Source organism: Brevundimonas sp. FV2ps16, assembly GCF_058681075.1.
The window spans coordinates 2707638-2726146 of the sequence record NZ_CM178728.1; the positions used below are offsets into that span (position 1 = coordinate 2707638).

The window sequence follows — 18509 nt, forward strand, 5'->3', positions numbered from 1 at the left end:
ATAAGAAAACAGTCGGGGCGCCGGCGGCTGCCGACGCCCCGTTACTCAGGTCCGGATCAGAAGGCGGCGCGCAGCACCACAGCGATCCGGCGATCGGTGTCCACCCAGTTGTAAGGCGCCTTGCGGCTCTCGCCGCCCACCTTCAGCACGGTTCGCTCGTTAAGGATATTGGTCGACTGGACGCCGATCTTCACATCCGGGGTCAGGCTGTAGAAGATGGAGCCGTCCAGTTGACCGAAGTCGCTGGACCAAACGGGCGCGTTGATGTTGGCCGCCGAGGTCGTCATCAGGTACTCCTCGCGCCAGTTGTAGGCGAGGCGCGCCGAGATACCGTACTTCTCGTAAAGGACCGCAAGATTATAGCTGGTCTTGGAAAGACCTTCGAGCGGCAGTTCTTCGCCGGCGGCGCCGTTCTGGATCGGATCCAGGATATTTTGACTGGTGTTGCGACCGCCGCTGCTGTCCACATAGGTGAAGTTGGCCTGAACCCCCAAGCCACTGAGCGGACCGGGCAGGAAGTCGTAGAACTGGGAATAGGCCAGTTCAAAGCCGTCGATCTTGCCCTCGTCACCATTGGTGTAGCGGGTCATAAGGAAGTCATAGGAGACCCCCCCGTTGGTGTAGGTCTCGGTGGAGCTGCCGGAGAAGATGAAGTCTTCCAGATCCTTGTGGAAGGCGGCGAAGGTCAGGCTGCCGGTCGGCGCGAAGTACCACTCCAGGCTGAAATCGTAGTTGGTCGCCTTCAGAGGCTCCAGGTTCGGATTGCCGCCGGTGCCCGTGAAGGGCGTCGTCGGGTTCAGCGTATAGCCGTCAGCCTCAAAGTTGATCGACAGGTTGGTGAAGGGCTGCAACTGGTACATTTCCGGTCGCAGGATAGCGCGCGACACGGCGACGCGCGCCTGAAGGGTTTCGGTCAGGAAGGCCCGCAGGTTCAGGCTGGGGAGTACATTCGTGTACTCCTTGCTGATGTTCGCCCCCGCGTCCAAGGCGCCACCGGACACGAACTGAACCGCTTCACTAAAGTCTGTGCAGTCAGCGCCCGTCGGGCAGACCCCCGTGATCGACGGTACGGTGACCACTTGGTTGGTTTCGGTCTTGGTCTTGACGACGCGGACACCGAAGTTGCCGTCGAAGGCGCGACCGAAGAAGCCCGTGTCATTGCCGAAACGGCTATAGATATAGGCAGCTTCGGTCTTCTCCTGAAGATCAGTAACCCCGCCGTTGCCGCTGCCCAGACGATAGCTGTCGTAGTCGTCGCTGAGCGGCGCCCAGCCCCAACCGGCGCTCTGGGTGGTCTTCAAGATGTCATCGGCGTGGGCGGTGCCCTGATTCAGCAGGCCGGCAGTCGGGAACCAGGCGACGCCAGGAACCGAAGTATCCCCACGGAAGAAGTTGTCGAACGTGTACAAGAAGGAGGAATCCAGCAGACGCGGATCCTGCGCCCCCCCCACAGCTCCAGCATCGTCTAGATAGACCGTATTAGCGTTGAACAGCCAATACTGGTTCGACAGCAGCCCCCAGTTATAGCCCGTCTGGCGGTTGGTGTAGTTCTTGTCCGTCATACGAAAGCCGAACTCGACCGAGCGGAAGAAGTCGTTGTTCTCAAAGTCGTAGCGCGCATCGAGACGGCCGGCCATTTCGTCGGCCTCGTTGTCCTCGATGTGGTCCATCGCGGCCGCCCACCAGTAGCTCGACTTGTCTTCCATCGACCCGCCCGTGGAGGTGATGGTCGGCAGGTCGCCGTCGATGGTGAACTGCAGATCGGGACGATCTTCCAACTGGGTGAAGGCCGTCATCGAATAGATTTCGGCCGTCGACTTGACGTACTGGAGGTCGCCGCTGAACGACCAGGCGCCGCCGGGGGTATATTTGAAGTTCAGTGCGACATCGCCGGTCTTCTTGGTGTCGTCGCCGATACGGGTGTCGGTGTTGTAGTTGGCGTCGAAGACCGTGCCCGCAACGAACACGCCATCCTCGTTGTAGGAGTAGGTCGAGTTGGGCGTCAGGATGCTTTCGCTGCCCATCGCATACTCGACGTTATAAGTCTCGGCCTGCGAACCCAGGGCCTGCAGGGTGAACAGCCACTGGTCGTTCGGGCGCCATTGCGCCGCCAGCGCGACCGCCGTGCGCTTCTGTTCCCAGTCGATGGTGCGCCAGCCCATATTCTTGGGAATATAGACCGTTTCATTGGCTTGGCCCGTGCCGTCGGCGCTGTCGGCCGTCAGGACCACCGGGTCATAACGGTCGGCCGAGATGCTGTCGGTGCGGTTGCCCACGTTCGAGATACTGACGTTGGCCAGCAGGCCAAACTCGCCGATCCGCGTGTCCCAGCGGTCGGAGCCGATGATGCTGCCTGACCAGAAACCCTTTTCCGAGAGGTCGCCGTAGTTGTAGTCCGCGTTGATCGCCAGCAGGGGCTCGCTGTTATCAAACGGAACGCGTGTGCGCAGATTGATCGTGCCGGCGATGCCCCCTTCGATCATGTTGGCTGCGACGTTCTTGTACACGTCCACGCCGGACAACAGGTCAGCGGACACGTCTTCGAAGCTTAGCCCCCGGCCGCTGGAGGCCGAGAAGATGTCGCGGCCGTTGGTCTCGGACCGCACGCCCGACAGGCCGCGCACAAAGACGCCGCCGCCTTCGGCCGCCAGACGGGCGGGGTCGCGTGCGGAGTTGGTGCGTTGCAGGGTGATGCCGGGAATACGTTGCAGCGCCTCGGACACCGAACGGTCCGGCAGGGCGCCGATGTCTACGGCCGTCACCGAATCGACGATGACTTCAGAGTTCTTTTTGATCGCCTGAGCCGACCGCAACTGAGCGCGGATACCGGTGACGACGACTTCATCGACCGTGGCGGCGTCGTCAGATTGGGCAGCTTCCTGCGCTATGGACGTCGTCGGCGCCATGGCGGCGACGACGACAAGCGAAGCGCCGCACAGAAGCGCGACACGGCGAACGTGATTTTGACGAGACATTTGCCTCAAACCTTCCTGCTGGTCGCGCCCGTCGCTTATCAGCGTCGTGGGACGACATCCCTCCCGAAGTTGAGGTCCGCCGCTCTAGGACGACGTGACCACCTTTCAAGGATGCACAGCTTTTCATGCGTTGAAAAGCATTTTCTGATAGCGCTACCATTAATGCTCCCCTCCGAGCTTTGCTTTACGGTGGACGGCAATCAGGACCGGCGCAAAGTCGGCATGGAGGGAGAGGTAATGAGCGACACGTCAGGAGAGGTGCGCCACATCGCCATCGTCGGCGGCGGCACCGCCGGCTGGATGGCCGCCGCCGCCCTGGCGCGCGCCTTCACCCGCCCATCGGGTCTTGCCGTCGAAATCACCCTGGTCGAATCGGAAGCCATAGGAACCGTGGGCGTCGGCGAAGCGACCATCCCGCCGATCCGTCAGTTCATCCGCATGCTGGGACTGGCTGAAGATGATTTCATCCGGTCCACGGCCGCCACCGCCAAGCTGGGCATCGCGTTCAAGGACTGGAGCAGCCCCGGATCCGACTATTTCCATGGCTTCGGCGACTATGGCCCGACCGTCGCCGGACAGGCCTGGCGGCAATACCTGTTCCGTCTGAAGGCGGCAGGCCGGATACAGGGCCTGGAGCCCTGGTCGGTGCCGACCGCCATGTCGCGCGCCAACCGGTTCGCCCCGCCGGCGGACGACCCCCGCTCCGTTCTCTCCCACTATTCCTACGCCTTCCAGTTCGACGCCGGCCTGTTCGCGCGTCGTCTGCGGACCCTGGCGGAAGGTCTTGGCGTGATGCGCTGCGAAGGTCGGATCGTGGATGTCGTTCAAAGCCCGGACACAGGACATGTCGCGGCCGTACAGTTGGAAGATGGCCGGCAGGTCGGGGCCGACCTTTTCATCGACTGTTCGGGTTTCCGGGGTCTGTTGATCGAACAGACGATGAAGGCGGGATACGAGGACTGGAGCCACTGGCTTCCTTGTGACCGGGCCATCGCCCTGCCCTGCGCGGCAACCCGCCCGGCAGAGCCGTTCACGACGGCTCGCGCCCGTTCGGCCGGTTGGCAATGGCGTATTCCGCTGCAGCACCGGGTCGGCAACGGCTATGTCTATTCCAGCGCTCACATCGACGATCAGGCGGCGTTGGACGACCTGATCGGTCAGATGGAATCGCCGCCCCTGGCTGAGCCCAACCGACTGAGGTTCGTCACCGGACGTCGGCGGGAAGTCTGGAAGGGCAATGTCGTCTCCCTCGGACTGGCCTCGGGATTTCTGGAGCCGCTGGAGTCGACCAGTATCAATCTGATCCAGAACGGCATCGGCCGGCTGCTCGAGATGTTCCCAGATCGCAGTTTCGATCCCTTGCTGGTCCGCGAGTACAACCGTCGTTCGGCGCTAGAGCTCGAGCGGATCCGCGACTTCATCGTCCTGCACTATCACCTGGCGCAACGGACGGACGGCGATCTTTGGCGTCACTGCCGCGAGACCGCGCCGCCCGACAGTCTGATGCACAAGATCGAACTGTTCCGCGCGCGCGGCGACATCCCCTTACTGGAAGACGAGTCCTTCCGCGAGGACAGCTGGACCGCCGTCTTCACCGGCCTGGGCGTCTGGCCTCGGCGTACGACGCCTCTGGTCGGGCTGGACAAGCTTGACGACGTCCAACGACAGGCCGCGCGCTTCGCGGACCTGATCGGTCAGGCCGTCTCCAGCCTGCCCCCCCACTCAGACCATTTCACCGGTTACGCCTGATGGTCCCGGCGCCGGTTCAACGCATCCTGATCGTCGGCGGCGGCGCCGCCGGATGGATGGCGGCGGCCGCCCTGTCGCACATACTGGGCAGGGCGGTTCGGATCGATCTTGTCGAGTCAGAGGCCGTCGGCACGGTCGGCGTCGGCGAGGCCACAATCCCGCCGATCAAGCTTTTCAACCAGCTTCTAGGCATCGACGAGAACACCTTCATCCGCGAGACCCAAGCCACGTTCAAACTGGGCATCGCCTTCCAGGATTGGTTTCGCCAAGGGCACAGCTATTTCCATCCCTTCGGCGCCTATGGCGCGCCGCTCGGCGTGGCGGCCTTTCACCAGTACTGGTTGAGGGCTAGCGCGAGCGGCGATGTCGGCGGCTTGGGTGAATATTCGCCCACCGAAATGGCGGCGCGACTGGGGCGGTTCGCCCGTCCGGAGGACACGCCAAACGCGCCGTTGGCGCGGATGACCTACGCCTTCCATTTCGACGCCGGTCTCTATGCGCGTTTTTTGCGGGGTCAATCGGAAGCGCGCGGGGTGACCCGCTACGAAGGCCGTATCGCCGACGTAAAATTACGGGACAGCGACGGCTTCATCCAGTCCGTCAAACTTGAGGACGGGCGCGAACTGGCGGCCGACTTCTTCATCGATTGCTCCGGTTTCCGAGGCCTGCTGATCGAGGGCGCGCTTAAGACCGGCTACGAGGACTGGACACACTGGCTGCCTGCGGACCGCGCCGTAGCCATGCCTTGCGCCCGCGTGGCGCCGCCAACGCCTTACACCCAGTCCACGGCCCTGTCGGCAGGCTGGCGCTGGCGGATCCCGCTTCAGCACCGGACCGGCAACGGCTATGTCTATTCGAGCGCCTTCCTGTCCGACGATGAAGCCGAGACGACGCTTCGGGCGTCGCTGGACGGACTTGCGGCGGGCGAGCCCAACTTCCTTCGGTTCACAACCGGCCGCCGGCGCAAGACCTGGAACAAGAACTGTTTGTCCCTGGGTCTGGCCTCGGGCTTCATAGAGCCGCTGGAATCGACCAGCATCCACTTGATCCAGTCGGGCCTGTCCAAGCTCTTGCTCAGCTTCCCCGACACCGGCTTCGCGCAGGCGGACATCGATAACTACAACCGGCTGATGCAGACCGAATTCGAACGGGTCCGCGACTTCATCATCCTGCACTACCATGCGACCGAGCGGGACGACGCCGCGCTGTGGCGCCAGGTGCGCAACATGGCCGTGCCGGACAGCCTGACACAAAAGATTGAGCTGTTCCGGAGTCGCGGGCGGGTCTTCCGCTACGATGATGAGTTGTTCCAGGAGGCCAGTTGGATCGCCGTCCTGATGGGCCAGGGCGTAATCCCTGGTCGCTGCGACCCCCTGACCGAAACCGTGCCTCAAGAGCAGGTTCGGCTCCGACTGAACGAGATCAGATCGGCGATCCGGCGCGCAGTCGAACAGATGCCGACCCACGACGATTATATCGCGGCCCGATGCCGGGCGGGTCCGGCGGGCTGAGTTTCACCTCAACCCGCCTGAACTGATGCAGCTCAACCTCAATGGTTGTCGCGCGGCAGGCCGAACTTGTCGACGATGCGGTGGTATTTGATCGCGGGCTCAAGCACGGCGCCCGTCTCCAGCTGACCGACCGTGGCGCGTTGAATCTCCTGCCAAGGCGTTTGGGAGGCCGGGTACTTGTAGCCGCCCGTCGCTTCGAACGCCTTACGGCGCTCGGCCAATTCTTCGTCGGAGATCAGGATGTCGGCGCGACCGGTGTTCAGGTCGATCCGCACCCGGTCGCCGGTCTTCAGCAGGGCGATGTTCCCGCCCGCCGCCGCCTCGGGCGATGCGTTCAGGATCGACGGCGAACCGGAGGTCCCCGACTGACGTCCGTCACCGATACAGGCCAGGGCGCTAACGCCCTTCTTGATCAGATAGGACGGCGGCCGCATGTTCACGACCTCGGCCGCGCCAGGATAGCCGACCGGGCCGGCGCCGCGCATGAACAGCAGGGTCTGTTCTGTAATGCCCAGGCTCTCGTCGTCGATCCGGTGGTGATAGTCCTCGGGCCCGTCGAACACGACGGCCGGGCCTTCGAAGGCGTTCAGGTCGTCAGGGTTTGACAGATAGCGCTCGCGGAACTCGGGCGAGATCACGCTCAGCTTCATGATGGCCGAGTTGAACAGATTGCCGGTGAAGACGACGAAGCCCGCGTCGGTCTTCATCGGAGCGTCGAAGCTCTTGATCACGTCCGGCAGAACGATCTCCGCGTCGCGGCAGTTGTCGCCGATCGACTTGCCGGTGACGGTCAGGGCGTTCTCGTTGATCAGCCCCTGTTTCATCAGTTCGGACACGACCGCCGGCACGCCGCCGGCATGGAAATAGTCCTCGCCCAGATAGTCGCCGGCGGGTTGCAGGTTCACCAGCAGCGGCACGTGAAGCCCCTCGGTCTGCCAATCCTGCAGCGGCACATCGACGTGGGCGTGGCGGGCCAGGGCGGTCAGATGGATGGGGGCGTTGGTCGAGCCGCCGATGGCGGAGTTGACGACGATGGCGTTGTGGAAGGCCTCCTTCGTCAGGATGTCCGACGGCTTCAGATCTTCGCGCACCATTTCGACGATGCGCAGACCGGTCTCATAGGCGACCTGGGCGCGCTCGCGGTAGGGCGCCGGAATGGCGGCCGAGCCGGGCAGCGACATGCCCAGGGCCTCGGCCAGCGAGTTCATCGTCGTCGCCGTGCCCATGGTGTTGCAGTAGCCGACCGAAGGGGCCGAGGACGCCACCAGTTCGATGAAGCCGTCATAGTCGATCTCGCCGGCCGCCATCATCTGGCGCGCCTTCCAGATGATCGTGCCCGAGCCGGTGCGCTCGCCCTTGTGCCAGCCGTTCAGCATCGGGCCGACGGACAGGGCGATGGCGGGGATGTCCACGGTCGCCGCCGCCATCAAGCAGGCGGGCGTGGTCTTATCGCAGCCGATAGTCAGCACGACCCCATCCAGCGGATAGCCGTATAGGCTCTCGACCAGCCCCAGATAGGCCAGGTTGCGGTCCAGACCGGCGGTCGGACGCTTGCCGGTTTCCTGGATCGGATGGACCGGAAATTCCATGGCGATGCCGCCCGCCTCGCGGATGCCCTCGCGCACGCGCTCAGCCAGCACCAGATGGTGGCGGTTGCACGGCGACAGGTCCGACCCGGTCTGGGCGATACCGATGATGGGCTTATTGGACTGAAGCTCTTTTCGCGTCAGGCCATAGTTCAGATAACGCTCCAGATAGAGGGCCGTCATGTCCGGGTTCTCCGGATTGTCGAACCAGGCGCGGCTGCGGAGCATCTTATTGGGCTTCGAGGTATCGGTCATTTCAGGTCCAGCCGCCATCGACGACATAGTGTTGATTGGTGATCGCCCCCGCCTCGTCCGAACACATGAAGACGACCATCTTGGCGATGTCGTCCGGCACGAGCCGGCGCTTGAGGCACTGGTTGGCGTAGATTTCCTTTTCGGTCTCCGGCGTGACCCACAGCTCGAGCTGGCGTTCGGTCATGATCCAGCCGGGCGCCACGGCGTTCACCCGAACGCCGAAGGGGCCGAAGTCGCGGGCCAGCGAACGGGTCAGACCGATCACCGCAGACTTGCACGCCGTATAGGCCGGCATCCCGCCCTGCCCGATGATCCAGGAGGTGGAGCCCAGGTTGACGATGGCGCCCTTGCCGCTCGCCTTCATGTCGGGCAGCACGGCCTGGGCGGCGAAGAACTGATGCTTCAGGTTCACGGCCATCCGGCCGTCCCAATATTCCTCGGTCACGTCCAGGGTCGCATGGCGTTCGTCATGGGCGGCGTTATTGACCAGGATATCGATTGGGCCGAACGCGGCGCGCACCTCGGCCACCGCCGCCTTCAGCGCCGGGATATTGGTCAGGTCACAGGCGACGAACAGCGTGTCCGCCCCCAGCTCGGCCTGAAGCTTGGCCCCCCGTTGCACATCGATGTCGAGAAAGCCCACTCGGGCGCCCTGGGCGTGAAAGGCGCGGACAATGCCTTCGCCGATGCCGCCGGCGCCGCCGGTGACGATGACGGTCCTGCCTTTGAGGTCAGTGTAGATGGCGGCCATGATTCGAAGCGCGCCTCCTCGACGCCCGCCGTTCTATCGGCGGCTATTGGTCTTTCACAAATGAAAGTCGTTACCGTCAACGAAAATGACGACTGGCTTTGCTCCTGTCAACGGCCGAAACTCGTCGGAGATCAAGCTTGTGAGACGGCGCTCATCTGATCGGAAATCGCCCCGGCCGCCTGGACCAGCAGGGTCGCCGCCTGGTCCTTGGTGCAGACCATCGACGCCTGCTCGATAAAGGGCGTGATCAGGGTGGCGATGACGCCGTCCGACCCCATGATCGGCGCGACCAGATCGGTGACGCCGACCACGAAATCGCTAGCGCGCTCGACATGAGCGCCTCGGGTCATGGCCATGGCCCGCTCCGCGAACTCGATCACATCCGCCTCTCCAAACAGAGAAACCAAGCTATCGTGCAAGTGTTTGCGCGCCCGCGGATTGGACCGGGAATAGAACATCAGGCCAGACGTCGCGTGCAGAATGCTGCGGCGATAGCCGATCCGTACCGAATAGCCGAGGTCGCCCGGGCTCTCGATTCGGGCGATCACAACGATCTGGTCGCCGGACGGGACGACGAGGTGGCAGGACTGTAAAGTGTTCGACGCCAAATCACGCATAGCGGGCATGGCCACATCGACCAGCGATTTGATCGGCGCCTGAGTCATGCCGAGCGTGAAGAGGCGGTTAGTCAGGCGATAGCCGTCCGGCGACTGTTCAATATAACCGCGAAACTCCAGCACCTGGATCATACGGAACAGCTCGCTGACCGAACGTCCCAGCGTCGCCGACATCTGCGACGGCGTCATCGGCTCGCCCTGAGCCGACAGCAGTTCCAGAACGTCCAGCCCCTTCTCCAGCGCGGGCGCTCTATATTTGCGGTCGTCAGTCGGGTCTTGATCGGTCATGAGAATCCTGCGGCAAGATCCAGAGGCTAACGGGGCGTCACCTTTGAGTGAAGCCGCGAGCGCGCCGACCTTAGCATTGTTGCGGGTAAAATCTCCCCGCATATATAAAAATATCGTTGCGGCGGATGGACGCCTCCCCTAGGCTTTGCGGGAAGCCCGGACCAAGGGCCGCCCGCACCAAGGGCTGTAGGGGAAATGCACATGACGCTTGCGGGCATCGATCTGGCCATTCTGGCGATCTACGCCGTCTTCATCTTCGGCCTGGCCCAGTGGGTCTCTCGCAGCAAGGCCGGCGAGCAGAAGACCTCCACCGACTATTTCATGGCGTCCAAGAGCCTGCCCTGGTGGGCCATCGGCGCCTCGCTGATCGCCGCCAACATCTCGGCCGAACAGATCATCGGCATGAGCGGCTCGGGCTATGTGATTGGCTTGGGCATCGCCTCCTACGAATGGATGGCGGCCCTGACCCTGCTGATCGTCGGCAAGTTCTTCCTGCCCATCTTCCTGCGCAACGACATCGTCACCATGCCGCAGTTCCTGCAGCAGCGGTACGGACCGACGATCCGCAACGTGATGGCCGTCTTCTGGCTGCTGCTCTACGTCTTCGTCAACGTGACCTCGATCCTGTGGCTGGGCGCCATCGCCGTCCACACCGTGACCGGGTTCAACCAGGACTACGCCATCGTCGCCATCGGCGTCTTCGCCCTGGCCTATCAGCTGTGGGGCGGTCTGAAGGCCGTGGCCCTGACCGACATCGTCCAGGTGGCCCTGCTGGTCTGCGGCGGCCTGATCATCGGCTTCATCGCCCTGTCCACCATCGGCGGCGCGGGCGGCGCCCTCGCCGGCTTCAACACCCTGCTGACCGAGTTCCCGGACAAGTTCGACATGATCCTGTCCAAGGACAGCCCCCACTATCAGGAACTGCCGGGCATCGCCGTTCTGCTGGGCGGCCTGTGGGTCATGAACATCAGCTACTGGGGCTTCAACCAGTACATCATCCAGCGCGCCCTGGCCGCCAAGTCGCTGCACGAAGCCCAGAAGGGCATCGCCTTCGCCGCGTATCTGAAGCTGCTGATGCCGGTGATCGTGGTCCTGCCGGGCATGGCCGCCCTGATCCTGGCGCCGAACCTGTCGGCGCCGGACCAGGCCTATCCCTCGATGATGAACCTGCTGCCGGTCGGGCTGAAGGGTCTGGTCTTCGCCGCCCTGATCGCCGCCATCATCGCCTCGCTGGCGTCCAAGGTGAACTCGATCTCGACCATCTTCACCCTGGACCTCTACGCCAAGATCAGGAAGGACGTGCCCGAGCATCAGTTGGTCACCGTCGGCCGCATCGCCGCCGTCGTCGCCGTGATCATCGGCATCCTGACCGCCCGTCCGCTTCTGGGCGGCTTCGACCAGGCCTTCCAGTTCATCCAGGAGTTCACGGGCTTCTTCACGCCGGGCATCGTCGTCATCTTCATGCTGGGCCTGTTCTGGAAGCGCGCGTCTGAAGCCGGCGCCCTGACCGCCGCCATCGGCTCGGTGGTGCTGTCGGCCATCTTCTGGTGGCTGCAGGAAACCGGTCAGTTCATCTTCCCCTTCATGAACCGGGTCGGCGTCGTCTTCGTCGTCTCCCTGATCGCAGCCGTCATCGTCTCCCTGCTGGTCCCGGCCAAGCCGGACGCCATGAAGATCAAGCTGGACCAGATCAGCTACAAGACGTCGCTGGGCTTCAACCTGGCCGCCGTCGGCGTGGTCTGCTTCCTGATCCTGGTCTATTCGATCTGGTGGTAAGGTGAGCTTGACGACAGGTCTGATCGGACCAGGCCTTATCGGCATTGACTGGGGCACCAGCAATCTGCGCGCCATCCGGATCGCCGAAGGCGGGCGGGTTCTGGACAGTCGTTCGGACCCGCGCGGCGCGGGCGGCCTGACGCCTGACCAGTTCCACGACGTCCTTCAGGACGTCGCCGGCGACTGGTTGGATGAAGGCCTGCCTGTCCTGGTCAGCGGCATGGCCGGCGCACGCGGCCGTTGGCGAGAAATGGCCTATCTGCCCTGCCCCGCCGGCGTCACGGATCTGGCCGGCGCCGTCGCTTCGCCGGATGACGCGCCTCTGGTCCGCCTAGTACCCGGCGTCGCGGCGTTTGAAGACGGCCGCCTGCAAGACGTGATGCGCGGCGAAGAGACCCAGGTCCTGGGTCTGGACCTTCAGGACGACGCCGTAGTGGTCGGTCCCGGCACCCACAGCAAATGGGTCCGCACCGCCCAGGCCCGGATCACCGGTTTCCGCACCTTCATGACCGGCGAGTTGTTCGCCGCCATCCGCAAAGGCACGATCTTGGGCGCCGACATGGGCGATCCGGGCGTGGATGACGACGCCTTCGCCGCCGGCGTGGCGCGGGCGCTGCACGACCCGGCCGTGACCGCCAACCTATTCTCGGTGCGGGTCGAAGGTCTCGCGGGGCGGCTCTCGGCCGCGGCCGCCGCCGACTATCTGTCCGGCCTGCTGATCGGGGCCGAGATCACCGCCCAGGTCGACGCTCGCGACCGTCCGATCATCCTGATCGGCGCCGAGCCCCTGTGTCGCCGCTACGCCGCCGCTCTGGCCCTGGGCGATTTCCAAGACGTCCGCATCGCGGACGGCGCCGCCGCCACGGCCCTCGGCCTGTGGCGCATTCACGAGGCTGTATCCCGATGATTACCCCCACCGTCGAAAGCCTGGACGCCCTGCCGCTGATCGCCATCCTGCGCGGGCTGACGCCTGACGAGGCGGTCGCGGTCGGGGAAGCCATCGTCGCTGCCGGCTTCCGCTGCCTGGAAGTGCCGCTGAACTCACCCGATCCGCTGGAGAGCATCCGCCGTCTGCGCGCAGCCCTGGACGGCCGCGCCCTGGTCGGCGCCGGCACGGTCCTGACCGTCGCCGCCGCGCGCGAGGTCGCGCAGGCCGGCGGTCAGCTGATCATCTCGCCCAACACCAATACCGACGTGATCCGCGAGACCAAGGCGCTGGACCTGCTGTCCCTGCCCGGCTTCTTCACTCCGTCCGAAGCCTTTGCAGCCCTAGAAGCCGGCGCCGACGCCCTGAAACTGTTTCCGGCCGAGGTCGCGGGAACGCCGGGTCTGAAGGCCGTCCGCGCCGTCCTGCCCGCCGCCACCCGCGTCTATCCCGTGGGCGGCGTCGATCCCGACAGCATGGCTCAGTGGTTGGCCGCCGGCGCTTCCGGCTTCGGCATCGGCTCCGCCGTGTTCAAGCCCGGCCAGTCTGCTGAAGAGGTCGGCCGCAACGCCGCCGCCTTCGTCTCGGCCTGGACCGCCGCCGCCCCGGCGCGCTGAGCAAGGCCTGGCCCGCCCTATCCAAAACGTCCACTCCGTCCGATCACCTTGGGCAGGATGTCGCGCTTTTTCAAATTGACACCGGTGACACAGCCCGGCTCCTATGTCGCTCGCTTCGGCCAATAAGAGCAGACGAGGAAACGACCATGAGATTCATCGACCGCCGGGCCGCCTTGGCCGGCCTGCTGGGCGGCGTCGCGGCCTCGGCCCTGCCCGTTCGCGCCGCCTTCGCCCAGACCCATGAGGAAGCCGCGCCCCTGGGGCGGGAATGGGCGCACATGAAATGGCGTCGCGGCGTCGAGGGCCAGCGGATGGCCGACCTCGGCGACGGCACATTCCTCAATCCCATCGTCGCCGGCGACCACCCGGATCCGTCGATCCTGAAGGACGGCGAAGACTACTATATGACCTTCTCGTCGTTCGAGTCGGTGCCGGGCATACACATCTGGCATTCGCGCGACCTGGTGAACTGGCGGCCGGTGACCGCGGCCCTGACCACCAATATCGGCTCGGTCTGGGCGCCGGAGCTGATCAAGCACGAGGGGCGCTTCTACTGCTACATTCCCGCCCGTTTTCCCGAATACCGCTCCAACTATGTCATCTGGGCTGACCGGATCGAAGGGCCGTGGAGCGAGCCGATCGATCTGAAACTTCCGGCGCACATCGATCCGGGCCACATCGTCGGCGAAGACGGCAAACGCTATCTGTTCCTGAGCGGCGGCGACCGAGTGAAGCTGACCGATGATGGCCTGGCCCTTGATGGGCCGGTGGACAAGGGCGTCTACAAGGCGTGGCGCTATCCCGACGATTGGATCGTTGAAGGCTTCGCCCAGGAAGGACCCAAGCTGCTGAAACGCGGCGAGTATTTCTACATGATCACCGCCATCGGCGGCACCGCCGGACCGCCCACCGGCCATATGGTCATCGCCGCCCGGTCGAAATCGATCAATGGCCCCTGGGAAGACTGCCCCCATAACCCGATCGTACGCACCCGGTCTGGTGCGGAAAAATGGTGGTCGCGCGGCCACGCCACCCTAGTGGAAGGGCCGACCGCCGGCGACTGGTGGATGGTCTATCACGGCTATGAGAACGCCTATTGGAGCCTGGGCCGTCAGACGCTTTTGGATCCCATTGAATGGACCGAAGACGGCTGGTTCCACGCCAAGGGCGGCGATCTGTCGCAGCCAATTCCCAAGCCCAAGGGTGGCCAGGCCGTACCTCACGGCATGGCCTTGTCGGATGATTTCTCCACCGACAAGTTCGGCCTTCAGTGGAGCTTCTACGACCCGCAGCCCAACGAAAAGGACCGCTTGCGTCGCCAGAACGGCGTGCTGCACATGCGGGCCAAGGGCAAGGCGCCCGTCGATTGCTCACCCCTGACCTTCGTCCAGGGCGAGCAGGCGTATCAGATCGAATGCGAGATCGAGATCGACTCGGGGGCCGTGGCGGGTCTTATCCTGTTCTATGACCGCGCCTTATATGCCGGCCTCGGATTCGACGCCCAGAGGTTCGTCACCCACCAGTACGGAATCGAACGCGGACGCCCGGCGAATCCGCACGGCCGACGCATGTTCATCCGCCTGACCAACGCCTACCAGAACCTCTATTTCGACACCTCGCCCGACGGCCAGACTTGGTCCCGGTTCGACCGAGGCATGGAAGTTTCCGGTTATAATCAGAATGTTCGCGGCGGCTTCATGATGCTGCGTCCCGGTCTCTACGCGGCAGGAGACGGTGAGGCGCGCTTCCGCAATTTCAAGTTCAAAGCCTTGTAACAGCAACCCACGGCGGAGGGCCGCCCGGCCCTACCGCCGTTGGCGCGTCCAACACTGCGGGATCCGAAAGCAAAATTTGGGGCTGGCGCTCGCCTTATTTTAGCCATATGACACCGGTGACATTGCAAGACGGTCGTTGGATCGTAGTGAAATGAAGCAGGCTGTCCCCCGGTGAGCGAGGGACGGGGATATCGGCATCCGGCCCGTCAGAGGCTGGAGCGGATGAAACGGAGGGAACGGATGCAAAACCAAACCATAGGACATTTGCGCGCGGCGGCCTCGCCGGCGGCGATCTTGATGGGGGCGATGCTGTTCGCCGCCCCTGCTTTTGCTCAGGAGACTGAGCAGGCCGCGACGGTCGATGAAGTCGTCGTTACCGGCATCCGCGCCTCGCTGGCCAGCGCGCTCAGCGAGAAGCGCCGCTCCAACACCATCGTCGATGTGATCAATGCCGAGGACATCGCGGACTTCCCGGACGCCAACCTGGCGGAATCCCTGCAGCGGATCCCCGGCGTCTCGATCGACCGTGAGAACGGCGAAGGCAATTCGATCTCGGTGCGCGGTCTGGGCGGCGACTTCACACGGGTTCGGCTGAACGGCCTCGAAACCCTGTCGACTTCGGGCGCCAGCAGCGCCGACGGCGCCCTGCGCCGGGATCGGGGCTTCCAGTTCAACACCTTCGCGTCGGAACTGTTCAACTCGCTGAAGGTGCAGAAGTCCGCCGACGCCCAGACCGACGAAGGCTCTCTGGGAGCGACGGTCGATCTGATCTCGGGCCGTCCGTTCAACTTTTCCGAGCGTCGTCTCGCCCTGACCCTTCAGGACGCCTATTACGAGAACGGCGGCAACCACAGCCCCCGCGTCGCCCTGCTGGCGTCGGACCGCTGGACCAGCAAGATCGGCGAGTTCGGCCTGCTGGGCTCTCTCGCCTACAATGAACGCAAGCAGGTGATCGACAGCTATCAGCGTCAAGTCGGGTCCATGGACTACGCCTATCGCGGCGCGACGTTCAACAACGTCGGGTCCAACTCAGCCGGTGATCATCAGGGTTTCGCCCTGCCCATCGGAACTCCGCTTTCGGCCCTGCCCCGCGTGACCAATCCAGAGGCCCTCGGTTATCTGATCGGGTCGGACCCCGAGGCCTACGCCCTGATCAACGGCGGCGGCACGCGCGGATCCCTGGTCCGCATTCCCGCCCTGGCGACGCTCAACCACCGCGAGGTCGAACAGGACCGTCTGGGCGTGACCCTGTCGGGCCAATGGCGACCGACGGATCGTACGACGATCAACTTCGACAATCTCTATTCGGAGATGACCCAGACCTCGACCAACTACCAGATCGGACCGGTCGGGCTGAACCGCAACAACACCAACGGCAACCGCACACTGACGTCGTTCAGCTATTTCACTGAACCCACGGCCAGTTCTGGCAACAACAGCTATCGCAACCGGCGAAGCGTCTATGCCAACTGCACGGCTCAGGCCGCGACGGAGTTCCGCGACGCCATCGACTGCGGCCAGTCTCTCTATGGCAGCACGCCGCTGTTTACCACTGCGCCAGGCGCGACGAGCCAGACCTTGAACGCCGGAACCGGCAGCTTCAATCCGAACAACCTTGAGGTCTACGACTACTACAACCAGCCGGCTTCGGTCGGTTATATCGCCCATCCGGACTATCTGGCGCGGCGGGGCGCGTTTATTGGGCGGCCGTCGGTGCGGTTGATGGATGCGGGGCTTAGCGCGACCGGGGCTAACGCCAACTATCTGGTGTTGGGCAATGTCGACATGCGTTCGGCGGTGGACCAGGGATCCTACACCACGAAGTTCCGTCAGAACTCGATCAATATCGAGCATGACTTCAGCGATCGTTTCAGCATGTCGCTGCTGATCGGCGACTCGGAATCGACCAACGAGAACACCGGCCTGCTGGCGGACTTCATCCGTCTGGACTCCGGCCAGGGCGTCGCCGGCAACGACTATTTCGTCTATGACGACCGCGCGGGCGGCGACATGCCGTTCATCGACTTCGGTTTCGATGTGGCCGACCCGAACAACTGGGATTTCGTCAAGGGCTACTCCGCTCTACGCGCGTTCCGCACCGTCACCGAGAACGGCTATCAGACGGCCAAGGCCGACTTCCGCTGGGACTATAACGATCAGGTCACCTTCCGCTTCGGCATCGGCAAGCGGAAGTTCGACTTCTACTATACGCGTTTCGAACGGCTGGTCTCCGACACCATGAACCCCAGCCTGCTGGAAGGGGTGAATACGGGCCTGGCCCAGGCGACCACGGTCGGGGACATGGGTCAGGCGGTGAGTTGGGGCGATGGTCTGGATGTGCCGGACGGCATGCCGACCTCCTTCTTCGCGCCGAACCTGCAGGCCTTCCAGAACCGCTTCGGCTTCGACTGCGATTGCATCAACGAGTGGGGCGACTGGCGTCTGTCGGATCTGCGCAACGGCGGGGTCAACACCTTCTGGGTCGATGAGGAAAGCCTGTCCTACTACGGCCAGATGGACTTCGACCTGCCGCTGCCGATCGGCACGCTGCGCGGCAACGCCGGCCTGCGCCGCGCCGAGACCAGCGTGGAGTCGCGCGGCCGTTCGCCCAGCGGCCGCCCCATCACCAACGACAACGAATACAACGACACCCTGCCGTCGCTGAACCTGGCGTGGGAGCCCAACGACAAGCTGATCTTCCGCTTCGCGGCCTCCAAGGTCATGGCCCGACCGCAGATGACGGCGCTTCAACCCGGCGTCACCGCCTTCACCGTGCCTGTCGGCGTAGCCGGCGCCGCAGCCGAGTTTGACGGCTCCAACGCCCAGATCACTCTGGGCAACACCAAGCTGAAGCCGTTCCGCGCGACCAATCTCGACTTCAACGTCGAATGGTATTTCGCCAAGGACGCCCTGCTGTCGGTCGCCTATTTCCACAAGGAGATCGAGAGCTTCCCGCAGGTCGTGCTGCGCGAAGGCAAGCTGAGCGACATCTTCGACGCGGAACAGATCGCCAATCTGCGCGCCGCCTATGACGGCCTGGTCGATCTCGCATCGGACAGCCGCCGCGCCTATATCGACGCGGATCAGCCCTTCGTGCTGCGCCAGTATGACGATGCGCCCGGCGGAACCCTGTCCGGGTTCGAGATCGCCTATCAGCAGAACTTCACCTTCCTGCCGGCGCCCTTCGACGGCTTCGGGCTTCAGGCCAACTACACCAACATCGAGTCCGAGCTGGAATATATCCTGGACCCGGCGCGCAATCTGACGGGCACCGCGCCCTTCCTGGGGGCTTCGCCGGAATCCTTCAACGCGACCGTCTTCTACGAAGTCCCGCGCTGGAGCGCTCGTGTCTCGGCCGCCTATCGCGCCGCCTATCAGACCACCTATCCGCTGGCGGCGGGCGGCTGCGATCCGGGTCAGTGCGACGCCCCGCTGATCAACGACTTCATAGGCTCGAACGAAACCCTGAACGTCGACGCGGCCTTCACCTACAAGCTGACGGATAATGTCACGATCACGGCCGAAGCCCTGAACCTGACGAACCAGACCGACGAGCGCTGGGCCTATCAGGACGACCCGCTGGTCAACAGCTACGGCAGCACCGGCCGCCAGTATTTCGTCGGCGCCCGCTTCATCTTCTAAGCTCGTCACCTTCTCCCAAAGGAACGAACCTGAAGGGGCGCC

11 protein-coding genes are annotated in these 18509 nt (G+C 63.9%); 7 read left to right on the plus strand and 4 right to left on the minus strand.

Annotated elements, in window-relative coordinates; genetic code table 11:
* Positions 1–56 precede the first annotated feature (56 nt).
* Complete coding sequence (locus ACW170_RS13070; RefSeq protein WP_492087079.1) at positions 57–2975, minus strand: TonB-dependent receptor; 2919 nt, start codon at positions 2973–2975, stop codon at positions 57–59.
* A gap of 237 nt (positions 2976–3212) precedes the next feature.
* Between ACW170_RS13070 and ACW170_RS13075 the strand changes: the two genes are divergently transcribed.
* Positions 3213–4724: a tryptophan halogenase family protein gene (locus tag ACW170_RS13075; RefSeq protein WP_492087080.1), complete on the plus strand. Its 1512-nt coding sequence runs from the start codon at positions 3213–3215 to the stop codon at positions 4722–4724.
* A complete protein-coding gene (locus ACW170_RS13080) occupies positions 4724–6235 on the plus strand; it encodes a tryptophan halogenase family protein (protein WP_492087081.1) in 1512 nt (503 codons plus the stop codon). Before ACW170_RS13075 ends, ACW170_RS13080 begins: the two co-directional genes overlap by 1 nt.
* A gap of 38 nt (positions 6236–6273) precedes the next feature.
* On the opposite strand, the gene ACW170_RS13085 is transcribed toward ACW170_RS13080, so the two are convergent.
* The 3 genes from ACW170_RS13085 to ACW170_RS13095 form a co-directional block, all read right to left on the minus strand.
* Positions 6274–8076: an IlvD/Edd family dehydratase gene (locus ACW170_RS13085; protein WP_492087082.1), complete on the minus strand. Its 1803-nt coding sequence runs from the start codon at positions 8074–8076 to the stop codon at positions 6274–6276.
* Position 8077: 1 nt separating this feature from the next.
* A complete protein-coding gene (locus tag ACW170_RS13090) occupies positions 8078–8827 on the minus strand; it encodes an SDR family NAD(P)-dependent oxidoreductase (protein WP_492087083.1) in 750 nt (249 codons plus the stop codon).
* 131 nt (positions 8828–8958) lie between these two features.
* A complete protein-coding gene (locus ACW170_RS13095; RefSeq protein WP_492087084.1) occupies positions 8959–9732 on the minus strand; it encodes an IclR family transcriptional regulator in 774 nt (257 codons plus the stop codon).
* Positions 9733–9933: 201 nt separating this feature from the next.
* Here ACW170_RS13095 and ACW170_RS13100 point away from each other — a divergent pair, with 201 nt between their 5' ends.
* The 5 genes from ACW170_RS13100 (at position 9934) to ACW170_RS13120 (ending at position 18467) form a co-directional block, all read left to right on the plus strand.
* Positions 9934–11508, plus strand: coding sequence for a sodium/sugar symporter (locus ACW170_RS13100; RefSeq protein WP_492087085.1), 1575 nt, complete (start codon positions 9934–9936; stop codon positions 11506–11508).
* 1 nt (position 11509) lies between these two features.
* The gene (locus ACW170_RS13105; protein WP_492087086.1) at positions 11510–12415 is read left to right on the plus strand and encodes a 2-dehydro-3-deoxygalactonokinase; all 906 of its coding nucleotides are present in this window, start codon (positions 11510–11512) and stop codon (positions 12413–12415) included.
* Positions 12412–13050: a 2-dehydro-3-deoxy-6-phosphogalactonate aldolase gene (locus ACW170_RS13110; protein ID WP_492087087.1), complete on the plus strand. Its 639-nt coding sequence runs from the start codon at positions 12412–12414 to the stop codon at positions 13048–13050. The genes ACW170_RS13105 and ACW170_RS13110 overlap by 4 nt, the downstream gene beginning before the upstream one ends.
* A gap of 146 nt (positions 13051–13196) precedes the next feature.
* A complete protein-coding gene (locus ACW170_RS13115; RefSeq protein ID WP_492087088.1) occupies positions 13197–14825 on the plus strand; it encodes a family 43 glycosylhydrolase in 1629 nt (542 codons plus the stop codon).
* Between the two features lie 240 nt (positions 14826–15065).
* Complete coding sequence (locus ACW170_RS13120) at positions 15066–18467, plus strand: TonB-dependent receptor domain-containing protein (protein WP_492087089.1); 3402 nt, start codon at positions 15066–15068, stop codon at positions 18465–18467.
* Positions 18468–18509 lie beyond the last annotated feature (42 nt).